The sequence below is a fragment of the Opitutus sp. ER46 genome, assembly GCF_003054705.1.
Classification (GTDB): domain Bacteria; phylum Verrucomicrobiota; class Verrucomicrobiia; order Opitutales; family Opitutaceae; genus ER46.
Genome location: NZ_QAYX01000021.1, coordinates 464,613 through 482,888, shown reverse-complemented (window position 1 = coordinate 482,888; position 18,276 = coordinate 464,613). Strand labels below are relative to the sequence as shown.

Genomic DNA, 18,276 nt, shown 5'->3' with positions numbered 1-18,276 from the left:
CCCGGTCACAGCGCCAGGCGCTGGTGCCGCTGCCGGTAGCGTCGCGGGGTGTCGCCCTGGGCGGCGCGAAACAAGGTGTAGAAGTGGGCCAGGTTGCTGAATCCGCACTCGAGGCAGATCTCGACGATCGGCTTCGCGCCGAGCCGCAGCTCGCGGGCGGCGTGCTCCATGCGCAGGGAATTGACGTAGGCCGTGGGCGTGAGGCCCAGGTACCGGCGGCAGGTACGCGCCACATGTTCGGCGCCGCGCCCGGCCAGGCGCACGAACGTCGCCACGCCCCCGGCGAGCTGGTCCGGCTGCTGCATCTCGGCGCAGGCCTGCTCCAACCAGTCCGGCAGGCCCGCGACCCCCGGGCGGGCCGGGACCAGCAACGCGTACAGCTCGAGGAGGAACCGCTCGAGCCGCAGCCGGCGGCGATCCGTCGGCGGCAGCCCGCGGAGTTCCTGCCGAAGCACCTGCCGCTGGTGGGGCGAGAGCACGCGCTGCACCGGCAGCTCCGGCGCCGGATCGTGCAGGGCGGCGGCCTCCGGAAAACGTGCGGCCATCTCCGTCGCAACGCAGGCGGGGAAGGCCAGGTTTACGAACGTGAAACCAGCGGCATCCGCCGCGCCGAACCGGTGGTGATCCCGCGGGCGGATGAACATGATGTCACCGGGCGCTAAGTTTTGCTCCACGCCATTGACGCGGTGCCGGCCCTGCCCCTCCTCCACCCAGAAGATCTCGGCGAAGTCGTGCGTGTGGCCCCACGAGCGGCGGCCCGGGTGATAACTCACCCGGGCCAGGTGGTACCACTCGTCGCGGCCCACGAGGTTGCGCCAGTATTTCAAGTCCTGCACGTCAATAGGCCATAAGCGCAAGTCAGCCCACGGGAAGAACAAACCGGCTGGTTCTGCTACGCTGCGGCCCGCCCGGCGGTGGTTTCCAGCAACCGTCGCGCCTCCCGCTCCCCCTCCCGTCCCCGGTCCGACTCGTCGGCCGCGCCCGCGTGGGGGCACCGGACGCGCGCGCCCCCGCCCCGCCCCTTTTCATGACCTCCAAGGAACGCATGTTGACGGCCCTCGCGGGCGGTGTGCCCGACCGGCTGCCGATCACGATCCACCAATGGCAGGAGTATCATCTCGCCACCTACATGGGCGGCGTGGACGAGCTCACGGCCGCCCGGCAGATCGGGCTCGATGCCGCGGTGACCCCGCGCGACATCCGCCGCGAGATCCCCTCGCCCCATTGGGTGGAACGGGCGGAACCGGCCGGGACGGAGAACGGGATGACGCTCACGCGGCACACGTTCACGACCCCCGACGGCGACCTCACGCTGCTCGCCGGACGCAACGAGTACACCGAGTTCGTGATGGAACACCTGATCAAGGACCAGCGGGACGCCGAGATCTTCCTCCGCCATGCGCCCCGGTACCGCCTCGACCTGCCGCGCCTGACCGCGTGGTACGACCGCACCGGCGACAGCGGCATCGTGCGCGGCTCCGTCACCTCCTTCTTCCAGCCGGGCACCTGGCAGAGCTTCTGCGAACTCGTCGGCACGGAGCAGGCGATCTACTGGAGCGTCGACGACCCGGCGTTCGTGCACGCTTTTCTGGAGGCACTCACGCAGCGCGCGATCGAGTGGGTGGAGCGCGAGTGGGCGGACGCGAAATTCGACCTGGTGGAGCACGGCGGCGGGGCCGCCAGCGCGAACGTGATCAGCCCCGCGATGTTCGACACCTTCTGCCTGCCGTACGACCGGCGGGTCATCGCGGCGCTGCACGCCGCCGGCCACAAGGTGGTCTATCACACCTGCGGCTGGATGATGCCGCTGCTCGAACGCATCCCGGAGAACGGCTGCGACGCGAGTGAGACCCTGAGTCCGCCCGGCGTGGGGGGCGACATCGCCACCGAGCTCGATCGGCAGCGGGTAAAACGCACGCTCGGCCGGCGCGTCGCCCTGATCGGCGGGATCGACCAGGCCAAGTTCGAACAACCCGGGCACGCCGCCGAGATCACGGCCGACGTCCGGGCCTGCTTCCGCGACTTCGGCGCCGGAGGCGGCTACATCTGCTCCGCCTCGGATCACTTCTTCCACGCCGATCCGGAAAATCTGCGCACGCTGGTCCAGACCGCCCGCGAGTGCACGTATTGACCGGCGGGCGGACGCCCCCCGCCCGCGCGTCGCACCCGTTGACGTTCGGGCGGGTTACCGTAAACCGGGGGCGTGACCTCCACCCCCCGCCCGACCATGCGCACGATCGCGACCGAGGCCGGCGTCAGCGCGATGACCGTGTCGCTGGCGCTACGCAATCACCCGCGCATCCCGGCGGCGACGCGCGAACGGGTGCAGGAGGCAGCCGCGCGGCTCGGATATCGCCCCGATCCCCAGGTGGCGAAGTTGATGCACCACCTCCGCGTCGGCCGGCAGCCCGGGTTCCAGGCCTCGATCGCGGCGCTGACCACGGTGCGCGCCGGCGCGGACACGACGTACCTGGCGGAGATCGTCCGCAGCGCGCGGCGGCGCGCGGAGGAACTGGGCTACGGCTTCGAACTCTTTCGCGTGGAGCATCCGCCCCGGCCCCAGCCCGCGCTGCAGCGCATGCTGCGCAGCCGCGGCGTCGAAGGGCTCGTGCTGCTGCCGATCGCGAGCCCGAGTGACCTCGGTTCGCTGCTCGACTGGAGCGGCTTCGCCGTCGTGACGACGACCTACGGCGTGCTGGCACCGCAATTTCACCGGGTGGTGCCGCATCAATTTGGCAACGCGCTCGAGATCTGCCGGCAGCTTGCGCAGCTCGGCTACCGCCGCATCGGCCTCGTGCTGCCCGCCGAGCAGGATGTACGGGTGCACCATGGGTTCTCGGCCGCGGTGGCCTGGCAGAGCATGATCGGTGGCACCGATTTCGTGCGCCCACTGATCCATCGCGGGCCGGTGCCGGAAGCGGCGGAGGTCCGCGGTTGGTTCAAGCACGAGCACCCCGACGTGATCATCGCCGAGGGCGACAAGTCGTGCCGTCCGCTGGCCGCCCTGCTCGACCTGAAGGTGCCGGGTCGGGTCGGTTTCGTGAGTGCGAACAAGGCCGAACGTTCGCTGTTCGCGGGCATGGACGAACGGCCGGAGGAGATCGGCGCCACCGCGATCGAGCAGCTCGCGGCGATGATCCAGCGCGGGGAGAAGGGCCCGCCGACCGTGCCGAAGGTGACGATGATCGACGGCCAGTGGCTGGCTGGCCGCTCCGTGAGCCAGTCGCCCGCAAAGCGTCCACGGGCGGTCGCCCGGTAGATTGCCCCACCGCCGCAACGGGAATTCAGGGCGTGCGGACTGGCTCGAGCCAGACCGCCTGTCCGCCGGACGCCCGGAGCGGGACGTCCAACGTCGCCGCCGCGGTCACCGGCACGGTGGATACCCGGACGTGAGTGCGGGTGGGCACCGTCGGATCGTCGGCATAGACGTGGGCGGTGTAGCTTTCGCCCTTGGGCAGAAAATCCAGCGGCAGCGGCAGCGACCGCGCGGTGCCGCCGTTGATCACCCCCACGAACCACTCGCGCCCGCTCCGCCGCGCGAGGACCGCGTATTCCCCGACGCGGCCATCGATCACGCGGGTTTCATCCCACACGGTCGGCACCCGCCGGAAGAACTCCACCTCGGGCTCGCCCTGGTAGGCCGCAGCCTTGTCGTACCAGAAGATCCACTGCAACGGGCTGAAGGACACCACGGCCATCGCCAACTGGTGCGCGTGCGTGGTCTTCAGCCGCTTGTCGTAGTAGCAGACCGTGTAGTCGCCGACGCCGCCGAGATAGCGCGTGAACGGCAGCGTGCAGTTCTGCTCGGCCGTGGGGAAGTTCTCGTTTCCGCGAATGCCCTCGACGGTCATGAGTTGCGGATACGTACGACTGAGGCCCGTGGAACGGTAGCCATCGTGGATGTTCAGCATGAGCCGGTACTCGGCCGCCTGCTGAATCGTTTCGGTGATCCAGGCTGTCTCGGCCTGGGGCCCGACGTCGACGAAGCCGATCTTCACACCGGCGACGCCCCAAGCGCGGAAGCGCGCGAAGAGGGCGTCCCGCTCGCGACGGATCTGGCGGCGATCCACGTACAGGATCAGCCCGACACCCTTGCTGCGGCCGTACCGCACGATCTCCGGCACATCGAGATTGGGGGCGCGCACGATGGCCTCGCCATGCTCTTCGTATTCGACCGGGCCGTACCACTTCCAATCGAGGTGCACGTAGCTGAGCCCGGCGGTCGCCGCAAAGTCGATGATCGCCTTGCTGCCCGCCGTCGTGAGCGTCGTGTCGCGCATCACCTTGCCCGGCCGGATCCAGGACGTATCCGCCAGACGCGACGGTGGATTCAGGTTTAGCATGAGGTAGTTTCGCTCGAGCAGGTCCCCCGGGCGGCGGCCCACGAGGAACATCCGCCACGGCGTGGCCTCACCGGGGCGCAGTGTGGCCGACGGATCATGCGCCTGGGCAAACTCCCGCGTCGCGGTGTTGGCGCTGGTGCCGCCCAGGGCGCTGACCAGGGCGCCGGGCAGTCCCGGTGCCGGCGACAACAACAGGCGCGGGAAAGCGACGTTCGCCGCCTCGGCGACGGCGGCCCAGCCTCCGCCGGGCAGTTCCACCGTCAGCGGCCGCTCGCACCAGGGGGCGAAATCCGCGATCCGCGCGCGGCGGTAGATGCCCTCGGTGCCATGCTCCTCCCATCCGAAGGTACCGGCCGGAAAACGGAACTCCGTCCGCTCGCCGGTGAGGCGCACGGGGGCAGGCAGCGTCGCCGGCAGGACGTAGCGCAACGCCGCGCCTTCGTTGTAGACGCGAAACTCCAGTTGCAGCCGGCGGCCCTCCGCCCCGCGCAGCTCAACGGTGAGCTGGTTGTAGTTGTCGGGCACTTCGCGCCGTTCCCCGAAGGGATCGGACCATTGCCCCCGCTCGGAGGTCGTGCGCAGGCCGGTCAGCGCGAAGCCGCCCAACCAGTCGGGTTCGAGCCCCAGCCGCGAGTCCTGCACGACCGGTTGGCCGAGATAGGTGATGCCGTACACCGGCTCACCCGCGGCCGACAGGTCGAACGTCACGGCCACCTGCCCGTCCGGCGAGCGCAGCGCCGTCGCGGCGGGCGCGCGATTCGACAGGAGCAGGGCGGCACCGAGGCCGAGGAGCAGCAGGACGGAGGACTTCATGGGAAGAGGGAGGCGGTGCACGGCCGGAGCACAAAGGTCTGTTCCACGAGCGGGGCGGACTGGAGCTTGGGGTCCGTGGCGCGGCCCAGTTGCCAGGCGACGACGGTCACCTTGAGCGGGAACTTCGCCCGGGGCGGAAGGGCGGTGAAATGCAGCGTGTCTCCATCCACCTCGGCCGGTCCCTCGCGCACATAAAAGCGGACTTTGGCCGCGGGTCCCGCACTCGAGGAGGCGCGCAGGGAGAGTGACTTCAACGTGGCGGGCTGGTCGGCAATCGGCGCAAACGTGATCGTCTGCGCCGCTCCGGCGCGATTCGGCTCGAGCCGGAGGTGCGCCTGCTGGACCGCGCTCTTGTACGTGGCATCGCCCGGATGCTCGGCCAGCAGCCAGATATCACCCCGCCGACGATCGCCGGTGGACCACAGACGGTTCAGCGCGATGCGAAACGTCTGCGGACCCGTCTGCACCACCGGCCCCGTGACCCGGCTGAGTCGGATGGCGCCCCCGCCCGTGGCATGTCCGAGACGGGTCCCCGCGGGCCGACCCGTCCAGCGCACCAAGTTGGGCGCGCCAGGCGCAACGGTCTCGAGGAACGTGGCGCCAAGCTGGAAGGTGACGCCGTCCTCCTGCGGATGAAAACGAAGCTGCACCTGCGCGTGCGAGTCGGTCTGCGGCACGGGAGCGCCGTCCTGGACGAAGGCCAGCAACTGCGGCTGCTTCCCAATCTGGTCGGCCCGGAAATCCTGCGTGGCCAGGGCCATCTCGCGATCGAAACACCAGAAAGCTTCGCCGGGCTTGCCGCGGAACTCGCGCGCCGGCGCGGCCGGAATACTGCGAAGCTGATCGGGCGTCCACCGCTGCACCAGCCACCCGAGGCGCGGGTTGATGGGGATCAGCGAGGCTCGCGCCTCGGGGCGCCCGGTTGCTCCCGAGGCCGCCGGCAAACGCGCCTCGGCCGCCTTGCGGACGAACATCGCCAGATAGCCCACAAGTTCATCCGAGGCGTCGAAGTGCCCGCGTCCGGGTTCGGCGAGCATGGCGATCGGGGCGAGCGGCCGCGCGTAGCGGTAGGCGATGGCCGGGGCCAGGCGCTCCTCGAGCCACTCGTATTCCGCCATAACCATGAGGCCCGGCACGCCATCGATGTCGCGATCCTCCCACGCGATGTTCGCCGCGCCGTAGCCGGTCAGCTTGGTTCGCGGGGCGTCGCCCTTGATCGAGAGCACGGCGAGCGTGCGGCTGGGAGCCCAGGCCGCGAAATTCCAGGGGAACGTGGCGCAGGCCGAGTGGCCGAGCGGAATGACGGGCGCCGAGGAGAGCTCCGCGTACCCAGACTCGGCCGCGAGCGCGCGCAGCATCGCGTCGAAGCGCTCGCCGGCTCCCTGATGGAAGTCGAAGGGGACGTCGCGTGGCGGCGCCACGAACACCTCGGCGATGCCCAGCGCGGCCAACGTGCGACGCATCGTGGCATGCTCCAGGATCCCCTCCTCCAGGAGATTGTCCTGAGCGACCATCACCGCGCGAACCTCGCGACAGGTGGGTGGAATCCAGAGGAACGCACGGCCTTCCCCGACGGGAACGGACCACTGCCATTCCGCGGCGGGCGCGCAGGGCGAAAGACACGAAAGAAGGCAGGCGATAACCAGGAGGAGGCGCATGAACATGCTAACGTGGCGCAGACGGGTTTCTTGGTTCCACCCCCGAAGTTGGTGCGTGGTAGGGAAGACTGGAAACGTGCCTCAAGGGCGCGACGTCAGCAGCACGGTCTGGCTCCCCGGGTCGAAAGCGGGCGACACGGTCGCGCCGTTGAGGCGGACCTGCACCCGAGCATGCGGGACGCGCCAGCGAACCTCGCGCGCGGATTGGCCCTGGAGCTGAACCTCGAGGGCGCCGCCCTCCTGGCGGGCGGCGAGGAAAACCTTCGAGAGCGAATCCAGCACGACCCGCCCGTCGCGCCGCAGGTAGCTGCCATCCGCGACGAAGATGCGCGTGGCGCCGTCGGCATCGGTTGCCTCCGCCGCGTCGGGGCGCGTCACCGCCAGCAAATAGGCATCCGTTTCCCAGCCGCCGAGCGTCGCGTTGGCGTTGCGATGGCGGATCCGGCCGTCGGCGAGGAGATTCACATACACCTCAGTGGTGGTGCCGCCCTGCCGGACGCGCACGCCGATCATCGCCGCATCGGACAACCGCTCGAACGTCGGCAGGTGGTCCTGGTTGACAGGCGTGACGAGCGTGATCGCGGTGAGAAACTTCGTGCGCCGGGTCTGCTCGCTCGGAGCCAACGCGTAGTAGGTCACCTTGGTGTCGGGGTCGTGGTCCTTGAACCCGGCCTTCTCCACCAATCGCATGTTCTCGGGGTAATCGGTCGGCAGACCGGCATCGGGGAACGGAGTCGGGAAGAGCGGACGCACCAAGACCGACGCGTCGCCGTCAGCAACCTTGAGGTCGAGCCCGCGCCGCTCGGCCTTGCCGCCCACGTGGAGCAGCCACTCGAACTGGCCCGGCGCGAACGCCTCGACGTCGTCCAGGACGAGGATGACGTCTCCGATCCAGAGGAAATGCCGGTAATTGCGGTTGAAGAGCCGGGACGTCGGGCCGGTGGCGTCGGCGAGGAGGTAGCGGAGATCGCCGGAAGCGACCGGGTACAGGAGCGCACCGGAGAACTTGGAGCCGACGTACGTGTTCTCCGGGTTCTCCGCGCCGCCGTTCCAGAGCACGACATTGTGCGCCGGGCTCTGGCGGTAGTAGGCGTCGTATTCCGGGCGGCTGTAGCCGCAGTTGCCGGAATCGATCAGGAGGTTGCGGCCGCGGTGAAAGAGGATGAAGGAGCCCGCGTCGGCGTGGGCGTGGTTCCAGGTGTAGCCGCACCGAAGACCGAGGAGCGTGGCGTCCGGGGCCCACGAGCTGCGCAGCATCGCCCACCCGATATCGGGGTAGACGGCCATCGTGGGCCGGTCGGGCAGAGCGGGGGCGGCACCGAGCTCGGCGTCGGTCGGGAAGTACAGAAGGCCGAGCGGCGTGGAACGGTCGAGACCCTCGCGATAGCTCATGGTGCGGGCACGCTGGAGGTACCAGGCGGAGGCCGGGGTGCGGTAGCCGTTGGCCCAGAGCAGCGCGAGCGGCCGGCTGCCGTCAGCATGGAGCGAGCCGTCGCCGAAGTTGAGCGTCATGACGGGGCCCGCGTTGGGATAGGCGACATCGAGGAAGAAGTCGCCGACGCGCGCGAGCGCCGGAATCTCGGCGGGCGGCGTCGTCAGGGCATTGGTCCAGGCGAGGCGGAAGGCGAGGTATTCGGCGAGGGCGAAGGACGCGTAGTTGACGCTCTCGTAGAAGGCGCCGCCGCGGTCGAAGTTGGCGGGCTTGTTCTCGAGGACGCTGCCGGCGTAGCCGAACCACTCGATGGACCCGGCGGAAATGCGCTCGAGCCAGCCGCGGGCGCGCGGCTCCTCGTCGAGCACGGCGAGGGCGCCCAGGCCGGCGGTGAAGACGCAGGCGCTCCACCAATTGTGGCCCATGGTATCGAGGGCGTGGATGCGGCGCTCGCCGAGCACCCAGTCGTCGAGCGTCGGCAGGATGCCGAGCCGGACGATGCCGGCGGCGAACTCCCGGCGCTCGACGGGCGCGAGAAAATCATGGATGGCATCGAAGCCAATGGCGGTGCTGCGCAGCGTGCGGGCAAGCCCGAGGCCGGCGTGCCAGACCGGTTCACGGCGCAGGAGGTCAGGCTCACCCCAATGCGGCCGGGAGAGCTCCCGCCGCAGGGCGAGACGGACCGCCTCGGCGTAGCGGGTGTCGCCGGTCATGCGATACGCGAACGCGAGCGGCTCGAGGAAGCGGGTGGCGGTGTCGGGCTTCGCCACGGCGGCGTCCGCGCTGGCGCGCAGGGCGGTCCAGGCGGCGGCGGACGTCGGTTCCTGCGCCAGGCGCGCCTGCAGCGCGGCCAGGCGTTCCGCGGTAAAGAAGAGCCGCGGGTGCGAGCCGCGAGGCTGCAGCGGCGCCGCCTGGACAACACCGGAGAGGAGGAGAACGAACAGCAGGAGGCGGAGGCAGGCGGACATGGCGGCGAAGAACGAGGGGGAGAGAAACAAGCGCGCTGAGCGGGGCATTGGTAGCGTCGCGCGGAGGAGGCGTAAACCCCGGGTTTTGACAGGCGCGGGGCGGCGCACGGGCGGCATGGCCGAGGGGAGTGGAAGTTCAGGCGGCGGCGGCCGGGGCGAGGGCGGCGTTGGCGCGGGCGCGCTTGCGGTTGGCAACCCGATGCAGGACGACGCCCACGCTTCCGATCACCGTGCCGACAAAGAGGAAGCATAGCCGGCCGACCACGGGATTCGGGATCAGCATGAGCAGCAGGATGAACCCGCCGTACACCATGCAGAGGGCACCGAGGAGACGATAGACCGGTTCGTCGCTGATATCGGCGTCGGCGGCAGGCGGCACAGGCTCGCGCAATTTGGCGAAGAGCGCGTCGATCCGCGCGTGCTCGGCGCGGGAGGTGCGGCGGTAGAACAACATCGAACCCAGGAAAACGGAGACGCCGACCAGCGAGGTGCCGAGGGCGGTCACGACCAGGAGGAGGTCAGCGCGCTCGCCCGCAGTAAGGGCGCGAGCCGGCTCGCCGATGAGCTGGCGGGCCCAGCCGGGAACTTCCGCGAGGAAGGAAGGCGACTGCACCCAGCCGGCGAAGCCAAAGTTGGCCCAGGCGGAAAACGCAAACGCGGCCACCGCGGTGACCCAGGCTGACCAGCCAGGAGTGCGTCGGATGAAAAGGCCGAGGAAGACTGGAATGGTGAGCGGCAGGCCCAGGCTGACCATGAACTGGTTGAGCAGGGTGAAGACGTCGCTCTGCCGGTGCGAGTTCACCGCGAGGGAGAAGCCGATGATGACGGCGCCGAACGCGAGCGTGCAGACCTTGCTGACGCGGAGCAGATGCGTCTCGGAGGCCTGCGGCTTGAGGATGGGCCGGTAGAAGCTGCGGACGAACACGCCGACGTATTTGTTCACCGCGGCATCCATGCTGGTGAGCGTGGCGCCGAACATGGCGCACATGAGGAGGCCGAGGAGACCGACGGGCATCACCGCCAGCGCGGTTGCCACGAAGGCGCCCTCGGTGGGTTTCGGAAGCGACGGGAAGACCACGGAAAGATCGGGGAAGAGGACGGTGGCCACGAGGGGCGGGACGATCCAGATGATGGGGCCAATGAGACCGCCGAGCAGCGGGATGACGACCATGCGGCGGGCGTGCGGCTCGCTCTTCGGCATCAGGTACATGGTCGAGTACTCGAGGCTGTTGAGCTCGGCGAACTTGATCCAGGCGAAGGCCAGGCCCCAGCCGAAGAGAATCGAGGGGCGCCAGGCGAGCCACCACCGGAAGTGCTCCGGGTGCTGGGTGTTCACCTTCTCGAGCAGTCCGCTGAAGCCGCCGATCTCAGGCCGGCTGACCGCGAGGAGCATGGCGACAATCGTGATCGTCATGACCAGGAACATTTGAACGAAGTCGCTGGCGAGGACGGCGAACGCGCCGCCGGCGAAGGCCACGATGGTGATCGTGATGCCCAGGACGATGATCACCGAGTTGATGGGCACATTGAGCACGGCGGCGATGAAGACGCTGATCGTCATCAGGTAGATGCCGGCCTTGATCAGTTCCACCGGAACCTTGATCCAGGTGTAGAACTGCTCGGAGGTGCCGCCGAAGCGCTCGCGCACGGCCTCCATCCAGGTGACGACGCGCAGGCGCCGGAACCGGACGCTCGTGAAAAGAAAGACGAGGATGAGCGCCGGCAGCGAGGCGTAGAAGAGCAGGAGAACCTTGAGGCCGGACTTGTAGATCTCCGAGGCGGCGCCGACGAAGGACCAAGCGGTGAAGGTGGCGACCCACGCCGAGGTGCCGGTGATCCACCACGGCATCGCACCGCCGCAGCGGAAGTAGTCCGAGGTGTTCTTGCTCAGCCGGCGAAACAGGACGCCCAGGCTGAGCATAAAGACGACGTAGAATGCGATGATCCCGTAGTCGAAACCGGTGATCCCACGCAACGGGGTGCCGGCCGCAGTGGCGCCGACGGCGAGGAAGGAGGAGGGCAAGGGTAGCACCGGGACCGCGGGCTAGAAGCTGAACTTGGCGGTCAGGTAGTAAGCGCGCGGCGTCTGGTAGGCGTAGGGCACGAACACCGTCTCGCGCGCGGGCGTGGTGAGATCGCCGCCCTTGGGGCGCAGCGTCGAGGTGGTGTCCGTCCAGATCACGTCGTCCTCGTTCAGCAGGTTGCTCACGCGGAGGTTCACGGTGACCGCGCGGCCCTGCTTCAGCTTCCAGGTGTAGCCGAGGTTGGCCGTCACGAGGATCGCGCCCGGAGCCCAGACCGGGGTGTAGCCATCGACGGTCGGGTCATCGATGGCCGCCGTGGGGTTCGCCGGGTTCACGATCGTGTCGCCACCGCGATAGCCAACCACGCGCGAGCCGCGCCAGTTGGCGCCGGCGCCAAGACGGACGCCGCGGAGGAAGCCATCGCGAAAGGTGTAGTCGGTGAAGAGATTCACCGTGTCCGGCGCCGTCGTGGAGCGCCGCGGATTCACCACGAAATTCCGCACGTTGGAGTAGAGCGTGTTGTACGCGTTCACCGCCCGGGTGGCCTCATTGCCCTGAGCTTCGCTGCCCCCGGTGCCGGTGTCGGCCACGCCGGTGCGGCGCACGGCCACGCCGTCGGCGCCCACCTCGCCACCGGCATCCTGGAGGATGGCCTTGAACAGGTCGGCATTGTGCGCGACGTAGGCGCGGGTGTAGGGCGCGTAGTCCTGCTCGGTCACCTTGGGGAGGCCGACGTTCAGGATCGTGCGCCAGTTGCGCGTGAGGTTCGCCACCACCTCGAACTCGTAGCCCTTCGCGATGCGGGTGCGGGTGTCGCGGACGAGGCCGTTGATGTCCGCGGCGTCGCGGTGGTTGCGGCCGCCGGCGGTGGTATCCCCGAGGACGTTGGCCTGGTAGAGCGTATTGATCTGGTTGGTGACGGAGGTCGGGTCGATGTAATTGCCAAACTCCTCGTTGCGGTAGGTCGAAGCGGTGACGCTCAGCCGCTCATCGAAGAAGAAAAGCCGGATGCCGGCGTCCCACCCCTGCCCTTCCACCACCGGGAGCAGCCGGCCGTTCACGTCCGGCGCCGCCGCCGTGTTGAACGCAAACGCCTCGGAGTAATTACCAAACACGGACAGCCACTTGGTGACGTGGACCATGCTGCCCACGGACGGCGTCCACCCACGGCCCACGATCGGGGGCGGGTTGAAGTCGTCGGCGAAGCGCGCGTTGGCGTACGCAGGGTTGGCCACCTGCACGCCCGCGGCGTTGGCGGAGCGAGGCCGCGTGATCGCATAGGTCGGCGAGGAGGAGCCCACCGGCGTGTAGGTGAGGTCGGACCAGTCGGCCGGGGCGTCGGGCCGCCAGTAGAGCGTCTTGAGATCCCAGTTTTCCGGAAAGTCACCGATGCGCTTGAGGTAGCGCACCTCCTGCCGTGACTCGTCGAAGCGCGCGGCGCCGAGGAGGACGACGCGGCCGCTGAACAGCTTCACGTTCGTCGAGGCCAGGAAGTAGTTAAAGTCGCTGTCGTTGTCGGAGATGTTGTTCGAGCTGTCGCTGCCGGCGGCCATGGGTACCCACTGCGGCGTGACCGTGCCCGCGACGCCGGTCGGATCGATGTAGCGGAGGGTGCCGGTGGGCGTGGTGACCGCGCCGCCATCGCCCCAGTAGAAGCGTTCGCGCAGCGCGTAATCGATGTTGCCCCACTGGCGGAGGTCGGCGAGCTGCGTGGTGTTCGCGATGCCGGTGGCGAGGACGCGGTTGCGGCGCTCGACGAGCTGGTTGGTGAGGCCGCCGCTGAGGTTGAAGCTGTAGTTGCCCCACTTGCCGGCATCGAGCATGTAGGCCACGGCGGCACGGATGGATTTGGCCTCGGTGTTGATATCGCTGACCGAGTACTGGCCGTCGCCATACGGCCGGAGGAAATTCGGGTTGTTTGCGCCGCCGGGCAGCGTCGGGTTGATGTCGATGTAGGTGTTGATCGCGCTGCCCTCGAGACGGTTGATGTCGTTCTTCACGCCATTCATGTCGGCGGCGATCTCGACGAACAGATCATCGCCGATGCGCTTGCTGAGCGTCGCCTGGAGGTCGCGAAAATCGGAGTCGAGCAGCGGCAGGTCCGGCGCGTTGGTAAACGCGCGGGAAGGCAGCCGGAACTTCGAATTGGCGAGCGCGCGGTCGAAGCGGTTGGGCGCGACGTTCACGGCGTTGAGGAGGGTCGCGCCGCTCTGGTTCCACGCGGGCAGCGAGCCTTGGAGGTAGGTGCCGGCGTAGGTGCTCGACGTGTCGCCGGCGCCGCGCGTGATCGCCCAGTTGGTATAGCCGTACAGCGTGCCCGGATCGCCCGCCGCGTTGAGCACGAAGTAGCCCGCGCCGTTGCGGTTGATGCCCAGCGCGCCAGAGTTGCCGGGCAGCGTGGCCAGGTAGCCGCCGGTGTAGGCGCCGTCCCAGCCGGCAAACCGGTCCTGGAGCTTGGCGTCAGGCGTGCGCCGGCGGATCTCGCCGATCTCGCCCTCGACCCGCAGTTCAACGTCCCGGAAGAGCTTCACCGTGCCGGTGAGGAAAGCCGCCTGTTTCTGCTCCATCTCCCGGTCTCGCCAGCCGTCGCGGTCGGACCACAGCAGGGAGGTGCGCAACGCGGCGCGCGGCCCGAGGGGCTGGTTCACATCGAGGACGGCGCGTTGGTTACCCCAGGAACCGTAGCCGACATCGACGGTGCGGAACGGCTTATCGAAACGGGCGCGCTTGGTCATCGTGACCTGGGTGCCGCCCATGGCGCCGTTGCCAAACAGAACCTGGTTGGGGCCGCGGCCGAAGTCGAAGCGCTCGATGTTGTAGCTGTCGTTCTCGGAGAAATAGACGAAGAAGTTGCGCTGCCGGAGCGCATTGGAGCTGGCGATGCCGCGCACCGAGACCGGCACGGTGAGGTTGTAGAGGTCGCCGCCGCCGGCGCCGTCGGGGAACTTGAACGAGTTCGTGGTCCACTCGGCCGCCTCGCTGAGGTCATTAAGCCCGAGCGCGTCGATCAGCTCGCGGTTGATGACCGAGTAGGCGACGGGCGTGTCCCGCAGGCTCAGGTTGAGCCGCCCGCCGGCCAGCGCGTTGGCGGCCACGAAGCCCTGATCCCGGTCCGTGACGACCTCGAACGGCGAGAGCACGATGGTATCCCCGGTCGCCGCCACGGGCGCGACCTGCGTGGCGCCGGCCGGCGCCTCGGCCGGCGCGGGTGCAACCTGCGCCCGGGCGGCAGGCAGGAGGGCCGCCAGGAGAAGAACAGCCGCCAGGGACGGACGCGAAGCACGGGAACGGGGCGGAGGGATCATGATTGGACGGGGGTTGAGGTGACGCCGCGGAACGAACTCCACAAGCTCGCGTTCAGGCATCGGCCAGCCCATGAGGACGCGCAAACCCCGCCAGCGTTTACAGTAAACGCCGTGAGGTGCGTTTACCGTAAAACGCCAAAGGGGTCGAAGCTCCGCCCCGGCCCGGGATGAGTGGGCGGGTTCAATTCGATGTCCTCCCCCGTCCCCGTTCCTCCCGCCGCCGCCTGGTGTGACGCGCTGCAACATGCCGCGGCGCAGTACCGCTGGCTGCTGGGCCAGCTCCCCGACGCGAAGCGCTACCCGCGGACGTGGGAACACGGGAAACGCGTGCTGGTGCGGCCCGCCGACTGGACCAGCGGCTTCTTTCCCGGGGCACTCTGGCTGCTGGCCGGGCTGACGCGGGACGCCACCTGGCGCACGTCGGCCGCCACGTACACCGGCGGCCTGGAAGGCATGAAGGCAAACCGCCGGACCCACGACATCGGCTTCATGCTCTATTGCAGCTTTGGCCAGGGATACCGGCTAACCCGCGACCCGCACTATCGGGCGGTGCTGCTGGCCGGGGCCGAGTCGCTCGTCACCCGCTTCAACCCGGTGGTCGGCTGCATCAAGTCGTGGGACACCCGCGCCGAATGGCCTTTTCCGGTCATCATCGACAACATGATGAACCTGGAGCTGCTGTTGTGGGCGACCCAGGAGAGCGGGGACCCGCGCTTTCGCGAGATCGCGATCCGTCACGCCGACGTGACGCTCGCGAACCATTTCCGGCCGGACGGCAGCAGCTACCACGTGGTGGATTACGAGCCCGCGACGGGGATTGCCCGCCGGCGGCAGACGCACCAGGGCGCGGCCGACGAGTCCGCCTGGGCGCGTGGGCAGGCCTGGGGATTGTACGGCTACACCTTCATGTACCGCGAAACCCGGCGGCCGGCTTATCTCGCGCAGGCCCGCAAGATCGCGGCCTTCCTCCTCGGCCACCCACGGCTCCCGGAAGACAAGGTGCCGTATTGGGACTTCGATGCCCCCCAACTGGAGCGCGCGCCACGCGATGCGTCGGCGGCCGCGATCATCTGCTCCGCCTTGTTTGAACTCAGCCTGTTGGTTGCCGACGAGGACCGGCGGCAGTACGTGCAATTTGCCTCGGTCCAGCTCGCGAGCCTCTGCTCGCCCGCGTATCGCGCGGAGGTCGGGTCGAACGGCGGGTTCATCCTGATGCATTCGACGGGCAGCCTGCCGCGCGGCAGCGAGATCGACGTGCCGCTCAACTACGCCGACTACTACTTTCTCGAGGCGCTGCAGCGGGCCGCCATCGCCGTCGACCGCCGCTCCTAGCCGCAGACGGCCGCGATGCCCGCACCGACCTGCGGTGCGGTCACTCCACGCTTACGCCGGCGGGACCGGGAGCCCGAGCCGGCGCGCCACGGTTTCCAGAAGCACGACCGCGGTGAAGGGCTTGGCCATGGTGCCGGCGACGCCGAAGCGGCCCAGCTCCTCGGCGGGGCCGGGGTCCTCGAGCCCCGTCATCGCCACGACGGGAATGTCCGGGGCGAGTTCGCGCAGCCACTTGATGAGCGCGAGACCGTTCATCACCGGCATCATCAGGTCGGTCAGGACCAGGCGCACCTCGGTGCGCCGGCTGATGAACTGGACGATGGCATCCTGGCCATTCACCGCGGTGACCACGCGATAGCCGTAGCGCTCGAGCACGGCGCGCGTGACGTCGCGGACGTTCTGCTCGTCGTCGACGACCATGATCAGCTCGTTTCCGCGGGCGGCAGCGGGCGCGGGCGGCGGGGGCGCCGGCAGGGGCACGGATTCCTCCGGCGCCGCGGGGAAGTGGGCCTTGAAGGCGGCCCCCTGCCCCGGCTCGGAATCCACGGTGATGAACCCGCCGTGTTGCTGCATGATGGCGAGGACGGTGGACAGACCGAGGCCGGTTCCCTTGCCGATCGGCTTGGTCGTGAAGAACGGGTCGAAAATGCGGTGGCGAATCTGCGGATCGATGCCGCTGCCCGTATCCCGCACCTCGACACGCACGTATGATCCCGGCGCCGCGTTTGCGGGCAGCAGGGCGTCGCCCTCGGCGATGTGCACATTCTCCGCGACGACGTTCAGCTCGCCGCCGTGCGGCATGGCATCGCGGGCGTTGACGCACAGGTTGAGCACGACCTGGTGCAGCTGCGTCGCGTCGGCCAGGATGGGCCAGAGTTTCGCAGGCAACTGGTGGCGGACATCGATCTCGCGCGGCAAGGTCTCCTGCAGCATGAGCACGACGTCCTTCAGGATGTGGCGGGGCTGCACGATCGCGCGCTGACCCTCGGCGCCCCGGCCGAAGGTGAGCAGTTGCTTGATGATGCTGGCCCCGCGCTGCGCCTCGCGCTCCATCATCTCCAGCAACGCCTGGTCCTCCTGGTCGCGCAGTTTCTCGCGGAGGACGCCCGTCACCATCAGCACCGGCGCGAGGATGTTGTTCAGGTCGTGCGCGATGCCGCCCGCGAGCGTGCCGATCACCTCCATGCGCTGGCCCTGCCGCGACTGCGCCTCGAACGCCTTCTGCTCGGTGATATCCTGCTTGATGGCGATGAAGTGCGCGATGGCGCCGCCGGCGTCGCGCAACGGCGTGATGGTCATCTGCTCCGTGCGGAGCGAACCGTCCTTGCGCCGGTTGACGATTTCTCCGCGCCACACGCGGCCGGCGAGGATCGTGCCCCACATGCGCTGGAAGAAGTCGGCGTCCTGTTTGCCCGAGCGGAGGATCTCGCCGGGCGTGCGCCCCACCGCTTCCTCCACGGCCCAGCCGCTCAGGGTGGTGAACGCGGGGTTCGCCCACTCGATGCGGCCGGAGCGGTCGGTGATCACGATGGCGTTGGCCGCAGCCTCGAGCGCGGCACCGCGCAGCCGGAGGGCCTTCTCGGCCGCGATGCGCTGCGTGATATCGCGAAAGATCCCGCGGTAGCCGGTCCATTGTCCGTCGGCACCGAACGACGGCGAACCGCTCGACTCGACGATCACCAGCCGGCCGTCCCGATGCAGGTAGTGCGCCTCGATGCCGGCGAACGGCTCGTGCGTGGCGGACATCCGCGCGGCCCATTTGCGCGCCCGCTCGCCCCACTCGCTCGGCATGAACTCGAACGGGGTGCGGCCGACGATCTCCTCAGGGGAAAATCCCAGCAACTGCCGCACCCGCGGGCTCGCGTAGGTAAACCGGGCGTCCGCATCGACTTCCCAGATCCAATCCGGGGACCGTTCGACCAGGTTGCGGAAACGTTCCTCGCTCTGGCGCAGGGCCTCAACCGCGGCGCGCTGGTCCTCGACGACGCTGAGCAGGACCTGCCGCGTATGGGCAGCCGCCGACAGCAGCCGTTGGGACTCCGCGGCGGAAAGCCCGGGCGGGGGTGCCGGGTCGCCAGACGGGGTGCTTCCGCTTTGAGGCTCGGAAGACGGGGTCTGCGGGTCAGGCGTCGGACTCGGCATGGCGGGGCACACGCAGTGGGGAGCGAGCATCACATTGCCAAGAAGTTTTGGCGTCCGCAACCCAGCCCTCTGAAGTTCCGACGCTAACAAATGCCGACGCCCGGGAGGGCGATCGCGCGCAGCGTCCTGGCCGAGTGACATCGCCGGCTCCGCGGATATTTCCGGACCGCGAGCTGGCTCCGGGAGCAGGGCGCCCTTCCCGCTCGGTACCCAACCTCGGAAAACACAAGGGCCGCTCCCGTTGGAGGAGCGGCCCGTG

The 18,276-nt window shown here is 68.9% G+C and carries 10 protein-coding genes; 3 read left to right on the top strand and 7 right to left on the bottom strand.

Going from position 1 to position 18,276, the window contains the following annotated elements; genetic code table 11:
* Window positions 1–5: 5 nt before the first annotated feature.
* Entirely contained in the window at window positions 6–836 is an 831-nt protein-coding gene (locus DB354_RS10405; RefSeq protein ID WP_107835553.1) for an AraC family transcriptional regulator, read from the bottom strand.
* A 191-nt stretch (window positions 837–1,027) separates the two neighbouring features.
* Here DB354_RS10405 and DB354_RS10400 point away from each other — a divergent pair, with 191 nt between their 5' ends.
* Window positions 1,028–2,131: a uroporphyrinogen decarboxylase family protein gene (locus DB354_RS10400; protein ID WP_107835552.1), complete on the top strand. Its 1,104-nt coding sequence runs from the start codon at window positions 1,028–1,030 to the stop codon at window positions 2,129–2,131.
* A gap of 96 nt (window positions 2,132–2,227) precedes the next feature.
* Complete coding sequence (locus DB354_RS10395) at window positions 2,228–3,259, top strand: LacI family DNA-binding transcriptional regulator (RefSeq protein WP_107835551.1); 1,032 nt, start codon at window positions 2,228–2,230, stop codon at window positions 3,257–3,259.
* A 25-nt stretch (window positions 3,260–3,284) separates the two neighbouring features.
* Here the strand turns inward: DB354_RS10395 and DB354_RS10390 are convergent, their stop codons facing one another.
* The 5 genes from DB354_RS10390 to DB354_RS10370 all read right to left on the bottom strand — a co-directional run bounded on the left by DB354_RS10390 (window position 3,285) and on the right by DB354_RS10370 (window position 14,543).
* A complete protein-coding gene (locus DB354_RS10390) occupies window positions 3,285–5,156 on the bottom strand; it encodes a glycoside hydrolase family 97 protein (protein WP_107835550.1) in 1,872 nt (623 codons plus the stop codon).
* The gene (locus DB354_RS10385; RefSeq protein ID WP_146180183.1) at window positions 5,153–6,814 is read right to left on the bottom strand and encodes a hypothetical protein; all 1,662 of its coding nucleotides are present in this window, start codon (window positions 6,812–6,814) and stop codon (window positions 5,153–5,155) included. Before DB354_RS10385 ends, DB354_RS10390 begins: the two co-directional genes overlap by 4 nt.
* Before the next feature lie 81 nt (window positions 6,815–6,895).
* Window positions 6,896–9,214 carry a heparinase II/III family protein gene (locus DB354_RS10380; protein WP_158277477.1) on the bottom strand — a complete coding sequence of 773 codons (2,319 nt, stop codon included), beginning with the start codon at window positions 9,212–9,214 and terminating at the stop codon, window positions 6,896–6,898.
* A gap of 136 nt (window positions 9,215–9,350) precedes the next feature.
* Window positions 9,351–11,237 (bottom strand): hypothetical protein, encoded by a 1,887-nt coding sequence (locus DB354_RS10375; protein WP_107835547.1) that lies wholly within the window; start codon window positions 11,235–11,237, stop codon window positions 9,351–9,353.
* A 21-nt stretch (window positions 11,238–11,258) separates the two neighbouring features.
* Window positions 11,259–14,543 (bottom strand): TonB-dependent receptor plug domain-containing protein, encoded by a 3,285-nt coding sequence (locus DB354_RS10370; protein WP_158277476.1) that lies wholly within the window; start codon window positions 14,541–14,543, stop codon window positions 11,259–11,261.
* A 189-nt stretch (window positions 14,544–14,732) separates the two neighbouring features.
* On the opposite strand from DB354_RS10370, the gene DB354_RS10365 reads away from it, so the two are divergent.
* A complete protein-coding gene (locus DB354_RS10365) occupies window positions 14,733–15,875 on the top strand; it encodes a glycoside hydrolase family 88 protein (protein WP_107835581.1) in 1,143 nt (380 codons plus the stop codon).
* 51 nt (window positions 15,876–15,926) lie between these two features.
* Here the strand turns inward: DB354_RS10365 and DB354_RS10360 are convergent, their stop codons facing one another.
* Window positions 15,927–18,047, bottom strand: coding sequence for a PAS domain-containing hybrid sensor histidine kinase/response regulator (locus DB354_RS10360; RefSeq protein ID WP_158277475.1), 2,121 nt, complete (start codon window positions 18,045–18,047; stop codon window positions 15,927–15,929).
* Between the last annotated feature and the right edge of the window lie 229 nt (window positions 18,048–18,276).

Excerpts from the sequence above, each read along its gene's own strand:
- DB354_RS10400 (WP_107835552.1), top strand. The coding sequence starts at position 1,028 with ATGACCTCCAAGGAACGCATGTTGACGGCCCTCGCGGGCGGTGTGCCC.
- DB354_RS10395 (WP_107835551.1), top strand. The coding sequence starts at position 2,228 with ATGCGCACGATCGCGACCGAGGCCGGCGTCAGCGCGATGACCGTGTCG.
- DB354_RS10390 (WP_107835550.1), bottom strand. The coding sequence starts at position 5,156 with ATGAAGTCCTCCGTCCTGCTGCTCCTCGGCCTCGGTGCCGCCCTGCTC.
- DB354_RS10385 (WP_146180183.1), bottom strand. The coding sequence starts at position 6,814 with ATGCGCCTCCTCCTGGTTATCGCCTGCCTTCTTTCGTGTCTTTCGCCC.
- DB354_RS10380 (WP_158277477.1), bottom strand. The coding sequence starts at position 9,214 with ATGTCCGCCTGCCTCCGCCTCCTGCTGTTCGTTCTCCTCCTCTCCGGT.
- DB354_RS10370 (WP_158277476.1), bottom strand. The coding sequence starts at position 14,543 with ATGATCCCTCCGCCCCGTTCCCGTGCTTCGCGTCCGTCCCTGGCGGCT.
- DB354_RS10365 (WP_107835581.1), top strand. The coding sequence starts at position 14,733 with ATGTCCTCCCCCGTCCCCGTTCCTCCCGCCGCCGCCTGGTGTGACGCG.
- DB354_RS10360 (WP_158277475.1), bottom strand. The coding sequence starts at position 18,047 with ATGCTCGCTCCCCACTGCGTGTGCCCCGCCATGCCGAGTCCGACGCCT.